Source organism: Amaricoccus sp. W119 (assembly GCF_047275745.1).
Taxonomy (GTDB): domain Bacteria; phylum Pseudomonadota; class Alphaproteobacteria; order Rhodobacterales; family Rhodobacteraceae; genus Amaricoccus.
Map to the genome: position 1 here is coordinate 1 of NZ_JBKQWU010000022.1, position 13036 is coordinate 13036.

A 13036-nucleotide genomic window follows, 5' to 3' on the forward strand; every position below is an offset into this window, starting at 1 on the left:
TCGCGCGACGCCTTCGCCAGCTTGCCGGCGTAGGACAGCGCCGAAAGCATGTTGACGTGGTTGGCCTTGCCGGTCCCGGCGATGTCGAAGGCGGTTCCGTGATCGACCGAGGACCGGTCGATCGGCAGGCCGAGCGACACGTTGACCGCGGTATCGAAGGCGACGAGCTTGATCGGGATATGGCCCTGATCGTGATACTGCGCCACCACGAGGTCGAAGGCGCCGTTGTAGGCGCGATGATAGACCGTATCCGCCGAGATCGGGCCGACGACGTTGATCCCCTCGGCGCGGGCGGCGGCGACCGCCGGGGCGAGGTGCTCCTCGTCCTCGGTCCCGAACAGGCCGTTCTCGCCGCAGTGCGGATTGATGCCCGCGACGGCGATCCGGGGCGATTCGATGCCCATGCGGCGGAAATGCCGGTGGCCGGTGCGGATCGTCTCGAGCACCCGCTCGGGCTTCGCGCGCTCGATCGCATCGCGCAGCGAGACATGGGTCGAGACGTGGATGACATTGAGCCGCTCGGAGGCGAGCAGCATCCAGGACGCCTTCTGTCCCGTGAGATGGGCGAGCAGACCGGTGTGGCCGTCATAGTGATGGCCGGCGGAATTGAGCGCCTCCTTGTTGATCGGCGCGGTGACGATCCCGGCCGCCTTTCCGGCCTGGGCCCATTCGACGGCTTCGCGGATATACTGGAAGACGGCCTCGCCGCAGCGCGGGCTCAGGACGCCGAAACGGTCCGGCAATCCGTCGATCGGCACGTCGATGACGGCGATCCCGTCGCCCTCGCCGGGTGCGACCAGCGGGATGTCGAGGCCGCTGGCGGCCAGTGCCCGGCCGAGCACGGCGCGGTCCCCGACCACGGCGAAATCGCGCCGCTCCGCCGGGTCGAGCGTGGCGAGTGCCTTCACCGTCACCTCTGGCCCGACGCCCGAAGGGTCACCCATTGTGATGACGATCGGGCTGTTGTTCGAAGCGGTCATGCGGTCCTCCTGGCGAGCGCGATTCGCGTTTGTAAAGTCAGAAACCTTCGGTGGCGTCTGGAGAAATCCGATTTGAGATCAATCGATTGGTTGCCAGAACGTCTCGGAAGGTGCGACGATTTTCCCTTTCACAATTGACAGGTTTACCTGTAAGCTCAGCCAAAAGCAACGCGGAATGACCCATGCGAGTTCTTATCGTCGCCGATGACCTGACCGGAGCGCTCGACAGCGCCGTGACCCTCGCGCAGGCCGGTCTCGACTGCGTGGTCGCCCGGCGACCAGCGGATGTGCCGGAGGCGCTGGCGCTGAGGCCCGAGGTCCTGTCGATCAGCACCGCCTCCCGCGAGAGCACGGCCGAGGCGGCGCGCGCCGCGGTCGCGGCGGCGCTCGACGCGGTCGGCACCCTGCCCCCGATCGTCTTCAAGAAGGTCGACTCGCGCCTCAAGGGCCATGTCGCCGAGGAAGCCGCCACGCTCGCCGCCCGGACGGGCCGCACCCGGGCGCTGGTCTCCTCGGCGATCCCGGCCCAGGGCCGCGTCGTCACCGGCGGACAACTGACCGGCGTGGGCGTCGCGACACCGATCGATGTCGCGGCCGTGATGGCGGCGAGCGGGCTCGACCTCGACGTGCCGGAGGCGCGCGACGACGGCGACCTCGACGTGGCGCTCGAACGGGCCGGGACGGAGGCGCCGCTGCTTCTCGTCGGCGCGGCGGGACTCGCCGCGGCGCTCGGGCGCCGACTAGCACCGAGTCTGGCACCGGGTCTGGCACCGGGTCTCGCACAGAATGCGGCGCCGCGCGGGGAGCCGGAGCTGGAGGGTCCGATCCTGCTCGCGATCGGCTCGCATGATGCGATCACGCAGGCGCAGGTCGATCTGATCGCGAACCGCGCCGATGTGGATTTCGCGCTGGCGCCGGATGGCGTCTGCCCCGCGCCAGCGGCCGGCGCGGGGGACGTCGGCGCGCGCGTCGTCCGGCTCGTGCCCGCCGATGGCCGCGCCTTCGATCCGCAGGCGGCGGGCGGGAGGTTCGCGGCGGGAATCGCACAACTTGTCAGGGACGGCCATTTCCGGACGCTGCTCGGCTGCGGCGGCGAAACCGCCGATGCGATCCTCGGCGCGCTCGGCGCCGGTGTCTTCAGCGTCGAGGGCGAGATCTTGCCCGGCGTCCCGGTCTCAACCATGCTGGTCGGAAAACGCCGCCTGCGACTTGTCACCAAATCAGGGGGATTTGGCAACGAAGCCACACTCGCGCGGGTCGTCGACGCCGCGGTGCAAGCTGGAGATGACACGCGATGAACGTCATGACGGATCACGACGAGAAAGCGGGGGGCGAGCGGTCGAAGCCCGGCCTCGCCGACAGGGTCTACCACCTGCTCTACAGCCGGATCTCCAACGGCGACTATCCGGCGAACCAGAAGCTGCCCTCGGAGAAGGTGCTGGCCGACGAATTCGGCGTTTCGCGCCCCGTGCTGCGGGCGGCGCTGGAGCGGCTGCGCGAACAGGGGATCATCCATTCGCGGCAGGGCGCGGGCAGCTACGTGCGGGAGGTGAAGACGGCGCCGCTCGGTTTCGCCCGGGTCGAGACCATCGCCGATATCCAGCGCTGCTACGAATTCAGGATCTGCATCGAGGCGATGGCGGCGCGGCTGGCTGCGGCGCGGCGCGACACCGGGGCGCTCGCCGAGATCGGGACGGCGCTCTCGCTGATGGAAGGCGCGACGGATTCGCTGACCCACCGCGAAGACGCCGATTTCGCCTTTCACCTCGCGGTGTCCCAGGCGGCGAACAACCAGTATTTCGAGGCGTCGATGCGGGCGCTGCGCGAGCATATCTATGTCGGCATGAAGCTGCACGGCCAGTCGCTGATGACCGATGGCGCGCAGGGGCTGCGCGAGGTCTTCGAGGAGCATTCGGCGATCTTCGCCGCGATCCGCGAGGGCGACGGCGAGACGGCCGAGCGGCTGATGCGGGGCCATCTCACGCATTCGCGCGACCGCCTGTTCGGCGGCGCGCTGATTGATCTCGGGCGAGGCTAGCGGCCCTCAGGCCGCCGCCAGTTCCGCGGGCATCGCAACCCCGAGCCGCTCGGCATGGGGCGCGAGGCTCTCGATGATCCCCTCGCGCAGGACCACGCCACCGGCCAGCGCCTCCCGCTTGCGCCGGAGCGCCGCCTGTCCCGGCAGCCGCACGCTCTCGACACCGCGACGCGGCGGGTTCGCGCGGCAGGCCGCCGCGAGCCAGCCCGTCTGGCGCAGGAAGGCGTCGCGCCCGCCGAAGGCTTCCGGGTCCCAGACCTGGACGGTGACGGCGGCGTTGGTGCCCTTCGGCTCGTCGACGCGGCCATAGCCTGCGAGTCCCTGGGTCAGCGCCTCGGCATGGAGGGCCATGCCATAGCCCTTCTGGCCATGATCGAGCCCGCCGGTCGGCAGGAGCGTGCCGCCGTCCTGAAGCACCGCCGGATCGCGCGACGGCTCGCCGTCGCGGTCGAGCAGCCAGTCGTGATCATAGGCCCGGCCCTCGCGGATCATCCGCTGCGCCATGTTGACCGTGGTGATCGAGGCCGAGATGTCGATCAGGATCGGGTCGTCCGGCGTCGGGATGCCATGCGCGACCGGATCGGGCGTGTAGAGCCCGACCTTGCCGCCGTAAGGCGCCACCTGCGCGCCCGAGGGCGAGGAGGAGGCGATCGAGACCATGAGCCCGCGGTCGGTCGCGAGCGTCAGATAGGCGGCGAGCGCGCCGATATGATGGCTGTCGCCGATGACGACCGTCGCGGTGCCGTGCTCGACGGCGCGGTCGGCGGCGAGCTTCACCGCCTCCGAGGTCAGCCAGGCGCCGGGCAGCCGCCGGCCGCGCCAGCAGATCGCCGCGCCCCGGTCCGAGAGCACCTCCGGCGCCCCCGTCCTGGCCATCACGCCCTCCGCGATGCCCTGCAGATACCAGCCGGCCAGCGCGAGCCCATGGGTGGTGTGCCCCATCAGATCGGCCTCGACGAGATAGCGCGCGACCGCCGCCGCCTTCTCCGCCTCGAGCCCCGCGGCGGAGAACAGCTCCTCCGCGAAACCCGTCAGCCGTGTCGCGTCGTAGCTCACGCGTTCGCCTCGGCCATCAGCCCGTGCTTCACCAGAAGGGCGGCGATCTTCCTGTCCTGCTCCGGATCGGGCAGGAGCGCCGGCTGGCGGCTGGCACCGACCGAATTGTCCATGAGATAGAGCGACCGCTTCACCAGCGCGGGCGGATAGCCGAGGGTGTAGAGATCCTTGCGGAAGGCGCCGAACGCCTCCTGGGCCTTCTCGGCCGCCGCCGTGTCGCCTGCGTTGAACGCCCTGGTGATATCCGCGAGCGTCTCGGGCATGACATTGCCGAGGCCCGAGATGCAGCCCTTGGCGCCGTTCTGGAACGACCAGAGCACGAGATGGTCCGGGCCGGAATAGACATCGAAGCCCGGCACTTCCTTGCTCACCTGGAGATAGGCTTCGAGCGTGTCCTGCGCGCCGCCCGAGTCCTTGATGCCGGCGATATTGCCATGGCTCGCGAGGGTCTTCGCCGTCTCGGGCTCGATATGGTTCTGGGTCCGCGCGGGGATGTCATAGAGATAGACCGGCGTCGAAACCGCGTCGGCCACGGTCGAGAAGTGGCGGATCATCCCGTCCTGGGTGCACTGGATGAAGAACGGGGTGATGACGGCGATCCCCTCGACACCGATCTTCTCGAATTCCTTGGCGAGCAGGATGGTCTCGAAGGTCGCGGGCATCCCGGCGTTGACGATGATCTTCGCCTTGCCATCGACTTCCTCGGCGACCTCGGCGCAGAGCCGAACCTTCTCGTCGAAGGTCAGCGCGGTGAAATCGCCGTTGGTGCCGGCGCACATGATGTTGTTGCCGGCGGCCACCTGCCGGCGCACCTGGGCGCGAGTGGCGGCGTAGTTCACGGTCTCGTCGTCATTGAAACAGGTGACGAGGGCGACGAAGGCTTCCTTGGTCATGACTTGGCCTCTCTTGGGGGGTTGTTCCGGGGGCTGCGCCGGACTGCCCGGCGCTGGCCAGTGGGTGCTGTCGGGGTTTGCTATTCCTCGAAGGCGACCTCGCGGGTCTTGCGTACCGAGGGCAGGATCATCGCGATCAGGCAGAGCGCCGCGATGCCGAGCAGCACCGCCGAGATCGGCCGCGTAAGGAAGACCATCGGATCGCCGCGGCCCGTGAGCATCGCGCGCCGCAGGTTCTCCTCCAGCATCGGCCCGAGCACGAGGCCGAGCAGAAGCGGCGCCGGCTCGCATTTGAGCTTCAGGAAGATGTAGCCCAGCACGCCGAAACCGACCATGACGAGCACATCGAAACTGTTGCTGTTGACCGTGTAGACGCCGATGCAGCAGAGCGCGACGATGATCGGGAAGAGCATCCGGTAGGGCACGCCGAGCAGCTTCACCCAGATGCGGATCAGCGGCAGGTTCAGGACGACGAGCATCACGTTGCCGATCCACATCGAGGCGATCAGGCCCCAGAACAGCACCGGCTCGGAGCTGATGATGTTCGGCCCCGGCGTGACGCCGTGCAGGATCAGCGCGCCCGCCATCATCGCCATCGTCGCATTGGCCGGGATGCCCAGCGTCAGGAGCGGGATGAAGGAGGTCTGCGCGCCCGCGTTGTTCGCGGCCTCGGGCGCGGCCACGCCCTCGATCGCGCCCTCGCCGAAGCGTTCCGGCTCGCGCGAGAACCGTTTCTCCATCACATAGGCGGCGAAGGCGCCGATCGTGGCACCGCCGCCCGGCAGCAGGCCGAGGATCGAGCCCACGATGGTGCCGCGCACCACCGGCTTGCGGACCGCCTTCACCTCCTCCTTCGTCAAGAGGAGCGAGCCGACCTTGCCGACGGAGGTCTGCCGTTCGGTTTCATCTTCGAGGTTCTGGCAGATCTCCGCGAGACCGAAGAGACCCATGGCGATCGCCACGAACTCGATCCCGTCGAGCAGCGCGGGCGAGCCGAAGGTGAGACGCCCGGCGCCGGTATAGATGTCCTGCCCGACGAGCCCGAGCATGACGCCGAGGAAGATCATCCCGAGCGCCTTCACGACCGAGCCCGAGGCCATCGCGATCGAGGCGATGAGGCCGAGCACCATGAGCGAGAAATATTCCGCCGGCCCGAAGCTCAGCGCGACCCCGGCGAGCACCGGGCCGAGCGTGGCGATGACGAGCGTCGCGACCGAGCCCGCGAAGAACGAGGCGAGCGCGGCGGTCGCGAGCGCGGTCCCCGCCCTGCCCCGCCGCGCCATCTTGTAGCCGTCGAGCGCGGTGACGACCGAGGAGGCCTCGCCCGGCAGGTTGATCAGGATCGCCGTGGTCGAGGAGCCGTATTGCGCGCCGTAGAAGATGCCCGCCAGCATGATGAGCGCCGTCACCGGGTCGAGCCCGAAGGTCAGCGGCAAGAGCATCGCGATCGTGGCGACGGGCCCGAGCCCCGGCAGGACGCCGATCAGCGTGCCGACGAGCGCCCCGAGGAAGCAGTAGAGCAGGTTGTGCAGGCTGAGCGCCGTCTGGAAGCCGAGCCCGAGATTGGCGATGAGTTCCATCGGCGCCTCACATTCCGAGCCAGCTGCCGGTCGCCCGGAACGGCAGGCCGAGCAGCATGGCGAAGATGATCCAGGAGCCCGCCGCGACCCCGGCGGCGAGCGCGAGCCCGGGCAGGACGCGGAACGAGCGGCTGGCGCTCGCCGCGACCAGGACCGTCAGGAAGACCGAGAGCGGCAGGCCGAGCCGGGAGAGGCCGAAGACGAAGATCAGCGCCGCGATCGAGATCAGCAGCACCCGCGACCAGGCGAGCGAGTCGACCGCCGATGCCTCGTCGGCGCTCCGGATGCCGCCGATCAGCGTCAGGAGGCCGAAGAAGCCGAGCCCTCCGGACAGCAGAAGCGGGAAATAGCCCGGACCCATGCGGATGGTCGTCCCGAGCGGCAGGCCGATCGCCTCGAAGCCGAAGACGAGGGCGAGGAGGATGAAGAGCAGACCGGCGAGGACATCCCGGTTGCGAAGCAGGAGTTCGGTCCGTGACATGGGCGTTTCCCGTTGGTTATGGCAGCCATCCGCCGGGCTCGCTCGCCTGGCGGATGCCGTTCTGTCTGGGAGACGGGCAGCGTCGGGAGGCGCGTCCGCCCTACTGGTTCATCCCGTACATGCCGAGCTCGCGGATGATGCCCTCGGCCATCTCGCTGTCGCCCTTGGCGAGCGCCGCGTAGCCCTCGCTGTCGCGGTAATCGACGAATTCGCCCATCGACTTCATCTGTTCGAGGAACGCCGGATCGGCCATCGCGGTCTCGAGCGCGGCGGTGAGCTTGGCGCGCACATCCTCCGGGATGCCCTTCGGCGCGATCACGCCCTTCCAGGAGGACCAGGTGAAGTCGACGCCGTTCTCGACCGCGGTCGGCACGTCGGGCATGTCCTCGATGCGCTCCGCCTCCATGATGAAGAGCGGCGTGACGTTGCCCGCCTCGATATGCGGCCGCGCCTCGGACGGGGTGGCGGTCACCGCGTCGATATGACCGCCGGCGCAGTTGGTCAGCGCCTCGGACGCGCCGCTGAACGGGATGTGCTCGAAGGTCACGTCGGCGGCCTTGCCGAAGGCTTCCATCGACAGGTGGTTGGCACCGCCCGCGCCGGAGTTGCCGACGAGCGTCATGCCCGGGTTCTCCTTGGCATAGGTCATGAAGGCGCCGAAATCCTTGAAGCTCGCATTGGCGCAGGCCAGCACGACCTGCAGGTTGCGGGCCATCAGCGCGAGGAAGTCCACGTCGTCGATCGTGTAGGTGGTGGCGCCGTAATGCGGCAGGAGCGCGATCGGCCCCTGGGCGCCTGTGCCGAGCGTGTAGCCGTCGGGTTCGGCCTTCAGCGCGTTGCCGGTTCCGATGCCGCCGCCGCCGCCGGTGTCGTTCTGGACCACGACGGTGGCGCCGCCGAGCGCGCGCGAAAGGGACTCACCCAGCACACGCATCGACAGGTCGGTTCCGCCGCCCGCCGCGTAGGGCACGTTGAGCTCGATCGGCTGCGACGGCCAGTCCTGGGCATCGACGGCGCCCGCCCCGGCGGCGAGCCCGCCGATCACGGCGCAGGAGGTCAGAAGTCGGCGCATGAGTTTCTCCCCGTTTCTCCGCCCGCCCGGGCCCCTCGCGGACCCCGGTACCGGGCTCTTTGTTCCCGGCGAGACTAGTCCGGGATGTCAGTAGTTGTCAACTGGTTATATCTTTGCCGCTGACGGCGGTCGTTGATCGCTTCATAAGATTCTTGGTTAATTATCAATGGTATGAATTCGTATATCGCCCCGTTCAAGCTTCGGAAGTGATCTTGCGGGAGGCGATCTGTTCGCCATGGACGGTTGACTGATTACAACTTTTCAACCAGCGAATCGCGCGGCGGTCCGACCCCGCCGCGCATCGGAACCCGTCAGACGAAGACGGCCGGGTTCAGCACCCGGGCCGGGCGGCCGCCGGCGATCAGCGTTTCGATATCGGCGATGTTCATCAGCCCGACATTCTCCACCGCCTCGACGGTGTCGGCGCCGGAATGCGGCATGAAGACCGCGTTCGGATGTGAAAACACCGGATGCGCCCGATCCGGCGGTTCGCTCACATAGGCGTCGATCGCGACACCGCCGAGCTGGCCGGAGTCGAGCGCCGCCACCACCGCGTCAAGATCCACGACCTCGCCGCGGGCGAGGTTCAGGAGCCGCGCCCCCGGTTTCATCGTCGCCAGCGTCTCGGCGTTGATGAGCGCGGCGTTGTCCTTGCCCCCGAAGACATGCAGCGAGAGATAGTCGGACTGCTCCAGCAGAGTCTCGAACCGCACGAGCCCCACGCCCATCTTCGCCGCGAGGGTCGCATCGCCAAAGGGATCGGTCGCGAGCACGTTCATGCCGAGGCCGCGCGCCATGACCGCGAGCGACCGGCCGATATTGCCGAAACCGAGGATGCCGAGCGTCTTGCCGCCAAGCTGGGTCCCCACCTTGCGGTCCCAGCCGCCCGAGATGACCGAGGCGTTGCCGGCCGGGATCGACCGCGCCATGGCGAACATCATGCCGATCGCGAGTTCCGCGACCGCCTCGGCATTCGCGCCGGGCGTGTTCGCCACCGGCACGCCCCGCGCGGTACAGGCGGGGATGTCGATGTTGTCGACGCCGACGCCGTGTTTCAGCACGCCCCTGAGCTCCGGCGCCTGGGCCAGCGTCTCCGCCGTCACCGGCACGAGGCCGACGACGAGGAAATCGGCGCGTCCGATATGATCCGACACCCCGCCGTCGGGGCGCGAGGTATCGACGCAGCGGATGAGTTCCCAGCCGAGCTCCGCGAGCCGGCCGGGCACCCGGCCGTGCTTGCCAAAGCCGGGTGAGGTCGTGAGAAGAACGGTCATGTCAGTAGGCGGCCTCATAGATTTCGAGAATGTCGCTCTCGGAGAGATCGACCGGATTCCAGTCGAGCAGCCGCCGGATCGCATGGGCTTCCTTGGCCGAGGCGGGCAGGTCGTCCTTCGGCACGCCATGGCCGCGCAGCGTCATGTCGAGCCCGAGCTGCTCGCAGAAATCATGCGCGCCGCCCAGCACCTGTTGCCGCCCCTCCGCGCCGAAGCCGAGCGCGCGGCCGACGAGCGCGGTCTTCTCCGGCACCGCGGGCGCGTTCACCGCCAGCACATGCGGGAAGATCAGCGCGTTGGCGATGCCATGCGCGAGCTTGTGGCGGGTGCCGAGCGGATAGGCGACGGCGTGGCCAGCGGTGGTATTGACCGGCCCGAGGCAGACGCCGCCGTAGAAGGCCGCGAGCGCGAGACCGGAGCGCGCCTCGATGTCCGAGCCGTCCTCGACCGCGCGCCGCAGGTAGCGGCCGACGAGTTCGATGCCCCGAAGCGCGTAGTCGTCGACGATCGGATGCGCGCGTTTGGAGGTGAAGGCCTCGACACAATGCGCCATCGCATCGACGCCGGTCGCGGCGGTGACGAAGGCCGGGACCGAGACGGTGAGCGCCGGATCGATGATCGCGATGTCGGCGAGCATGTGCAGGCTCTCGGTCGCGACCTTGTTCATGGTCTCGGGATCGGTGATCAGCGCGCGGGTGCCGACCTCGCTGCCGGTCCCAGCGGTCGTCGGGATCTGCGCCAGCGCGACCCGCCGCGCCGGCGCCCGGTTCGGGCCGGAAATCTCCGTCAGGCGCTGGTCGGTCCCGACGAGCACGGCGACGAGCTTCGCGAGGTCCATCGCGCTGCCGCCGCCGAAGCCGATCACCGCGTCCGCGTCCACCGCCTTGGCGGCGGCGACGGCGGCTTCGAGGTTAGGCAGGTCGGGCTCGGGCTTCACATCGCCGAAGAGGGCCGCGTCCTTCAGGCCGAGGATGTCGAGGCGCGCGGCGTTCACCTTGTCGGCGACGACGAAGGGCCGGCTGGCCCCGGTCTGGGCGAGCCAGGCGGCGAGCGTCTCGACCTGTCCCGCGCCGAAGCGCACGATCGCGGGACGCTGCATCTCGATCGGATGTTGCAGGCTAAGCATCTTGTATCTCCTCAGGCGACGGCGAGCCGGCGGGCCTTCTGGACCTCCGGGTCCGGGTCGAGGCCGGCGGCGAGCAGGCGGCGGGTGTAGAGTTCCCGCGGGTTGTCGAAGATCTCGCGGACGGTGCCGATCTCGACCACCCTGCCCTTCTCCATGACCATCACGTGGTCGGCGAAATCGCGCACCACCGGCAGGTCGTGGGCGATGAAGATGAAGGCGATGCCGAGCTCGCGCTTGAGCTTGCCGAGCAGGTCGATGACCTGAGCCTGGATCGACACGTCGAGCGCCGAGACCGCCTCGTCGGCGATGATCATCTCGGGTTCGAGCGCCAGCGCCCGGGCGATGGCGATGCGCTGCCGCTGGCCGCCGGAGAACTGGTGCGGATAGCGCCGCGCATGTTCCGGCGAGAGCCCGACCTGCGCCAGCAACTCGGCCACCCGGTCGCGCCATTTCGCCTTCGGCAGGATCTCGGGATGGATCACCCAGGCCTCGGAGATGATCTGGAAGATCGACATCCGCGGATTGAGCGACTGCGTCGGGTCCTGGAACACCATCTGGATGTCGCGGCGCATCGCGTAGAGATCGCGCGGGCTCATCTTGAAGAGATCGCGGCCCTTCCAGAGCGCCTGTCCCGAATCCGCCTCGATCAGCCGCAGGATCGCCTTGGCGACCGTCGACTTGCCCGACCCGGATTCGCCGACGACCGCCAGCACCTCGCCCTTCTGGAGCTCGAAGGAAACCTCGTTCAGCGCCTTGAAGGTGCCATAGGTCTTGGTGGCGCGATCGACCTTCAGGACCGGATCGGCGCCCCTGACCGGCGCGTTCATCTCGCCCCGGCCCGGCGCGGCGGAGATGAGCCGCCGGGTATAGGGGTGCTTCGCGTTGTGGTAGATCTCGCTCGGCGTGCCGGATTCGACGATCTCGCCGCCGTTCATCACCACCACCCGGTCCGCGATCTCCGCGACGACGCCGAGGTCATGGGTGATGAGGACGAGGCCGAGGCCCATCTCCTCCTGAAGCTCCTCCAGAAGCCGCAGGACCTCGGCCTGGACGGTGACATCGAGCGCGGTGGTCGGCTCGTCGGCGATGATGATGTCGGGTTTCATCGCCAGCGCCATGGCGATCATGATGCGCTGGCGCTGCCCGCCCGAGAACTCGTGCGGATACTTGCCGAGCGAGCCCTCCGGCTCCGGGATGCCGACGCGCCGCATCAGGTCGAGTCCGCGGGACGCCGCCTCGGCGGGGGCGACGCCATGGACCAGCATGACTTCGCGGAGCTGCCAGCCGACGGTATAGACCGGGTTCAGATGGCTGAGCGGGTCCTGGAAGATCATCGCGATCCGCTTGCCGTTGATCCGCCGGCGCTCCTCGGCCGAGGCCTTGAGCAGATCGCGGCCGTCGAACATGATCTCGCCCGAGGCGATCTCGCCCGGCGGGCAGTCGATCAGGTTCATGATCGCCGAGGACGAGACCGACTTGCCGGAGCCGGATTCCCCGAGGATGGCGAGCGTTTCGCCCCGGTCGAGGTACCAGCTCACGTTCTTGACCGCGTCGACGATGCCGTGGGCGGTGTGGAAGCGGACCGAGAGGTTCCGCACTTCGAGCAGGTGCGCCATGGTCATTTGCCTCCCTTGTGCGAGATTTCCAGCCGCCAGCGCTGCGCGGGATCGAGGGCGATCCGGAGCCAGTTCGACAGGAGGTTGAGCGAAAGCGTGGTCAGGATGATCGCGAGGCCGGGCCAGAAGGCGAGCCACCAGGCGCTGGAGAGGTACTGCTTGCCCTGGGCGACCATGAGGCCCCAGGTGATCTCCGGCGGCTGGATGCCGATGCCGAGGAAGGAGAGCGCGCTCTCGGCGAGCATGACGAAGGCGAAGTCGAGGGTCGCGATCGTGACCAGCGTCGGGATCACCATCGGCAGGATGTGCCGGAAGACGATCCGCGAGGAGGAGGCGCCCATGACCTGCGCCGCCTGGACGAACATGCGTTCCTTGACTTCGAGCACCTCGGCGCGGGTCGTGCGGAGGTAGATCGGGATACGCGTGATGGCGAGGACGAGGATCACGTTTCCGACCGACGGGCTCAGCATGTAGAGCACGATCACCGCGAGGAGCAGCGACGGGAAGGACATGATCACATCCGCGAGACGCATGATCGCATTGCCGAGCCAGCGCGGGCCGTAGCCCGCGACGAGGCCGAGGGCCGCGCCGAAGGTGGCGGAGAGGGCGACGGCGCCGGCGGCGATCGTGAGCGTGTTCTGCGCCGCGACGATGATGCGCGCCAGGAGCGGCCGGCCGAGCGCGTCGGCGCCGAGGATCATCATGAAGCCGCGCTCAAGCTCGAACGGGGGTGCGTTGCGGCCGCGCAGGTTCTGCTTGGTCGCGATATCGCCGAACAGCGCCGGGCCCAGGATCGCGCAGAGGATCGCGATCAGGAGGAAGATCACCGCGGCGGTGGCGAACTTGTCGCGCCAGAGCATGCCGAGGACGATCTGCAGGCTGCTCTTCTGCGGCGTCGGGGTGGCGGAGATGCTTGTCAT

The 13036-nt window shown here is 68.5% G+C and carries 12 protein-coding genes; 2 read left to right on the forward strand and 10 right to left on the reverse strand.

What is annotated here, in order from left to right; genetic code table 11:
* The coding region (gene pdxA, locus ACLJK8_RS12645; RefSeq protein ID WP_413150636.1) for a 4-hydroxythreonine-4-phosphate dehydrogenase PdxA at nt 1-980 on the reverse strand (980 nt) is incomplete at its 3' end.
* Between the two features lie 182 nt (nt 981-1162).
* Between pdxA and ACLJK8_RS12650 the strand changes: the two genes are divergently transcribed.
* Nucleotides 1163-2278, forward strand: coding sequence for a four-carbon acid sugar kinase family protein (locus ACLJK8_RS12650; protein ID WP_413150637.1), 1116 nt, complete (start codon nt 1163-1165; stop codon nt 2276-2278).
* Nucleotides 2275-3018, forward strand: coding sequence for a FadR/GntR family transcriptional regulator (locus ACLJK8_RS12655; protein WP_413150638.1), 744 nt, complete (start codon nt 2275-2277; stop codon nt 3016-3018). The genes ACLJK8_RS12650 and ACLJK8_RS12655 overlap by 4 nt, the downstream gene beginning before the upstream one ends.
* 6 nt (nt 3019-3024) lie before the next feature.
* Here ACLJK8_RS12655 and ACLJK8_RS12660 read toward each other — a convergent pair whose 3' ends face one another.
* The 9 genes from ACLJK8_RS12660 to ACLJK8_RS12700 all read right to left on the reverse strand — a co-directional run bounded on the left by ACLJK8_RS12660 (nt 3025) and on the right by ACLJK8_RS12700 (nt 13036).
* Nucleotides 3025-4074 (reverse strand): Ldh family oxidoreductase, encoded by a 1050-nt coding sequence (locus ACLJK8_RS12660; protein ID WP_413150639.1) that lies wholly within the window; start codon nt 4072-4074, stop codon nt 3025-3027.
* Nucleotides 4071-4967 carry a dihydrodipicolinate synthase family protein gene (locus ACLJK8_RS12665; RefSeq protein ID WP_413150640.1) on the reverse strand — a complete coding sequence of 299 codons (897 nt, stop codon included), beginning with the start codon at nt 4965-4967 and terminating at the stop codon, nt 4071-4073. Before ACLJK8_RS12665 ends, ACLJK8_RS12660 begins: the two co-directional genes overlap by 4 nt.
* Before the next feature lie 80 nt (nt 4968-5047).
* Nucleotides 5048-6547 carry a tripartite tricarboxylate transporter permease gene (locus ACLJK8_RS12670; protein ID WP_413150641.1) on the reverse strand — a complete coding sequence of 500 codons (1500 nt, stop codon included), beginning with the start codon at nt 6545-6547 and terminating at the stop codon, nt 5048-5050.
* 7 nt (nt 6548-6554) lie between these two features.
* Nucleotides 6555-7028 (reverse strand): tripartite tricarboxylate transporter TctB family protein, encoded by a 474-nt coding sequence (locus ACLJK8_RS12675; RefSeq protein WP_413150642.1) that lies wholly within the window; start codon nt 7026-7028, stop codon nt 6555-6557.
* A 100-nt stretch (nt 7029-7128) separates the two neighbouring features.
* The gene (locus tag ACLJK8_RS12680; protein ID WP_413150643.1) at nt 7129-8100 is read right to left on the reverse strand and encodes a Bug family tripartite tricarboxylate transporter substrate binding protein; all 972 of its coding nucleotides are present in this window, start codon (nt 8098-8100) and stop codon (nt 7129-7131) included.
* A 311-nt stretch (nt 8101-8411) separates the two neighbouring features.
* Complete coding sequence (locus ACLJK8_RS12685; RefSeq protein WP_413150644.1) at nt 8412-9374, reverse strand: phosphoglycerate dehydrogenase; 963 nt, start codon at nt 9372-9374, stop codon at nt 8412-8414.
* Between the two features lies 1 nt (nt 9375).
* Nucleotides 9376-10500, reverse strand: coding sequence for an iron-containing alcohol dehydrogenase (locus ACLJK8_RS12690; protein ID WP_413150645.1), 1125 nt, complete (start codon nt 10498-10500; stop codon nt 9376-9378).
* Nucleotides 10501-10511: 11 nt separating this feature from the next.
* Entirely contained in the window at nt 10512-12122 is a 1611-nt protein-coding gene (locus tag ACLJK8_RS12695) for a dipeptide ABC transporter ATP-binding protein (RefSeq protein WP_413150646.1), read from the reverse strand.
* Complete coding sequence (locus ACLJK8_RS12700; RefSeq protein WP_413150647.1) at nt 12119-13036, reverse strand: ABC transporter permease; 918 nt, start codon at nt 13034-13036, stop codon at nt 12119-12121. The genes ACLJK8_RS12695 and ACLJK8_RS12700 overlap by 4 nt, the downstream gene beginning before the upstream one ends.

Coding starts and splice junctions, on each gene's coding strand:
- ACLJK8_RS12685 (WP_413150644.1), bottom strand. CDS start 9,374: ATGACCGTTCTTCTCACGACCTCACCCGGCTTTGGCAAGCACGGCCGG.
- ACLJK8_RS12680 (WP_413150643.1), bottom strand. CDS start 8,100: ATGCGCCGACTTCTGACCTCCTGCGCCGTGATCGGCGGGCTCGCCGCC.
- ACLJK8_RS12655 (WP_413150638.1), top strand. CDS start 2,275: ATGAACGTCATGACGGATCACGACGAGAAAGCGGGGGGCGAGCGGTCG.
- ACLJK8_RS12650 (WP_413150637.1), top strand. CDS start 1,163: ATGCGAGTTCTTATCGTCGCCGATGACCTGACCGGAGCGCTCGACAGC.
- ACLJK8_RS12665 (WP_413150640.1), bottom strand. CDS start 4,967: ATGACCAAGGAAGCCTTCGTCGCCCTCGTCACCTGTTTCAATGACGAC.
- ACLJK8_RS12670 (WP_413150641.1), bottom strand. CDS start 6,547: ATGGAACTCATCGCCAATCTCGGGCTCGGCTTCCAGACGGCGCTCAGC.
- ACLJK8_RS12690 (WP_413150645.1), bottom strand. CDS start 10,500: ATGCTTAGCCTGCAACATCCGATCGAGATGCAGCGTCCCGCGATCGTG.
- ACLJK8_RS12700 (WP_413150647.1), bottom strand. CDS start 13,036: ATGACAAGCATCTCCGCCACCCCGACGCCGCAGAAGAGCAGCCTGCAG.
- ACLJK8_RS12675 (WP_413150642.1), bottom strand. CDS start 7,028: ATGTCACGGACCGAACTCCTGCTTCGCAACCGGGATGTCCTCGCCGGT.
- ACLJK8_RS12695 (WP_413150646.1), bottom strand. CDS start 12,122: ATGACCATGGCGCACCTGCTCGAAGTGCGGAACCTCTCGGTCCGCTTC.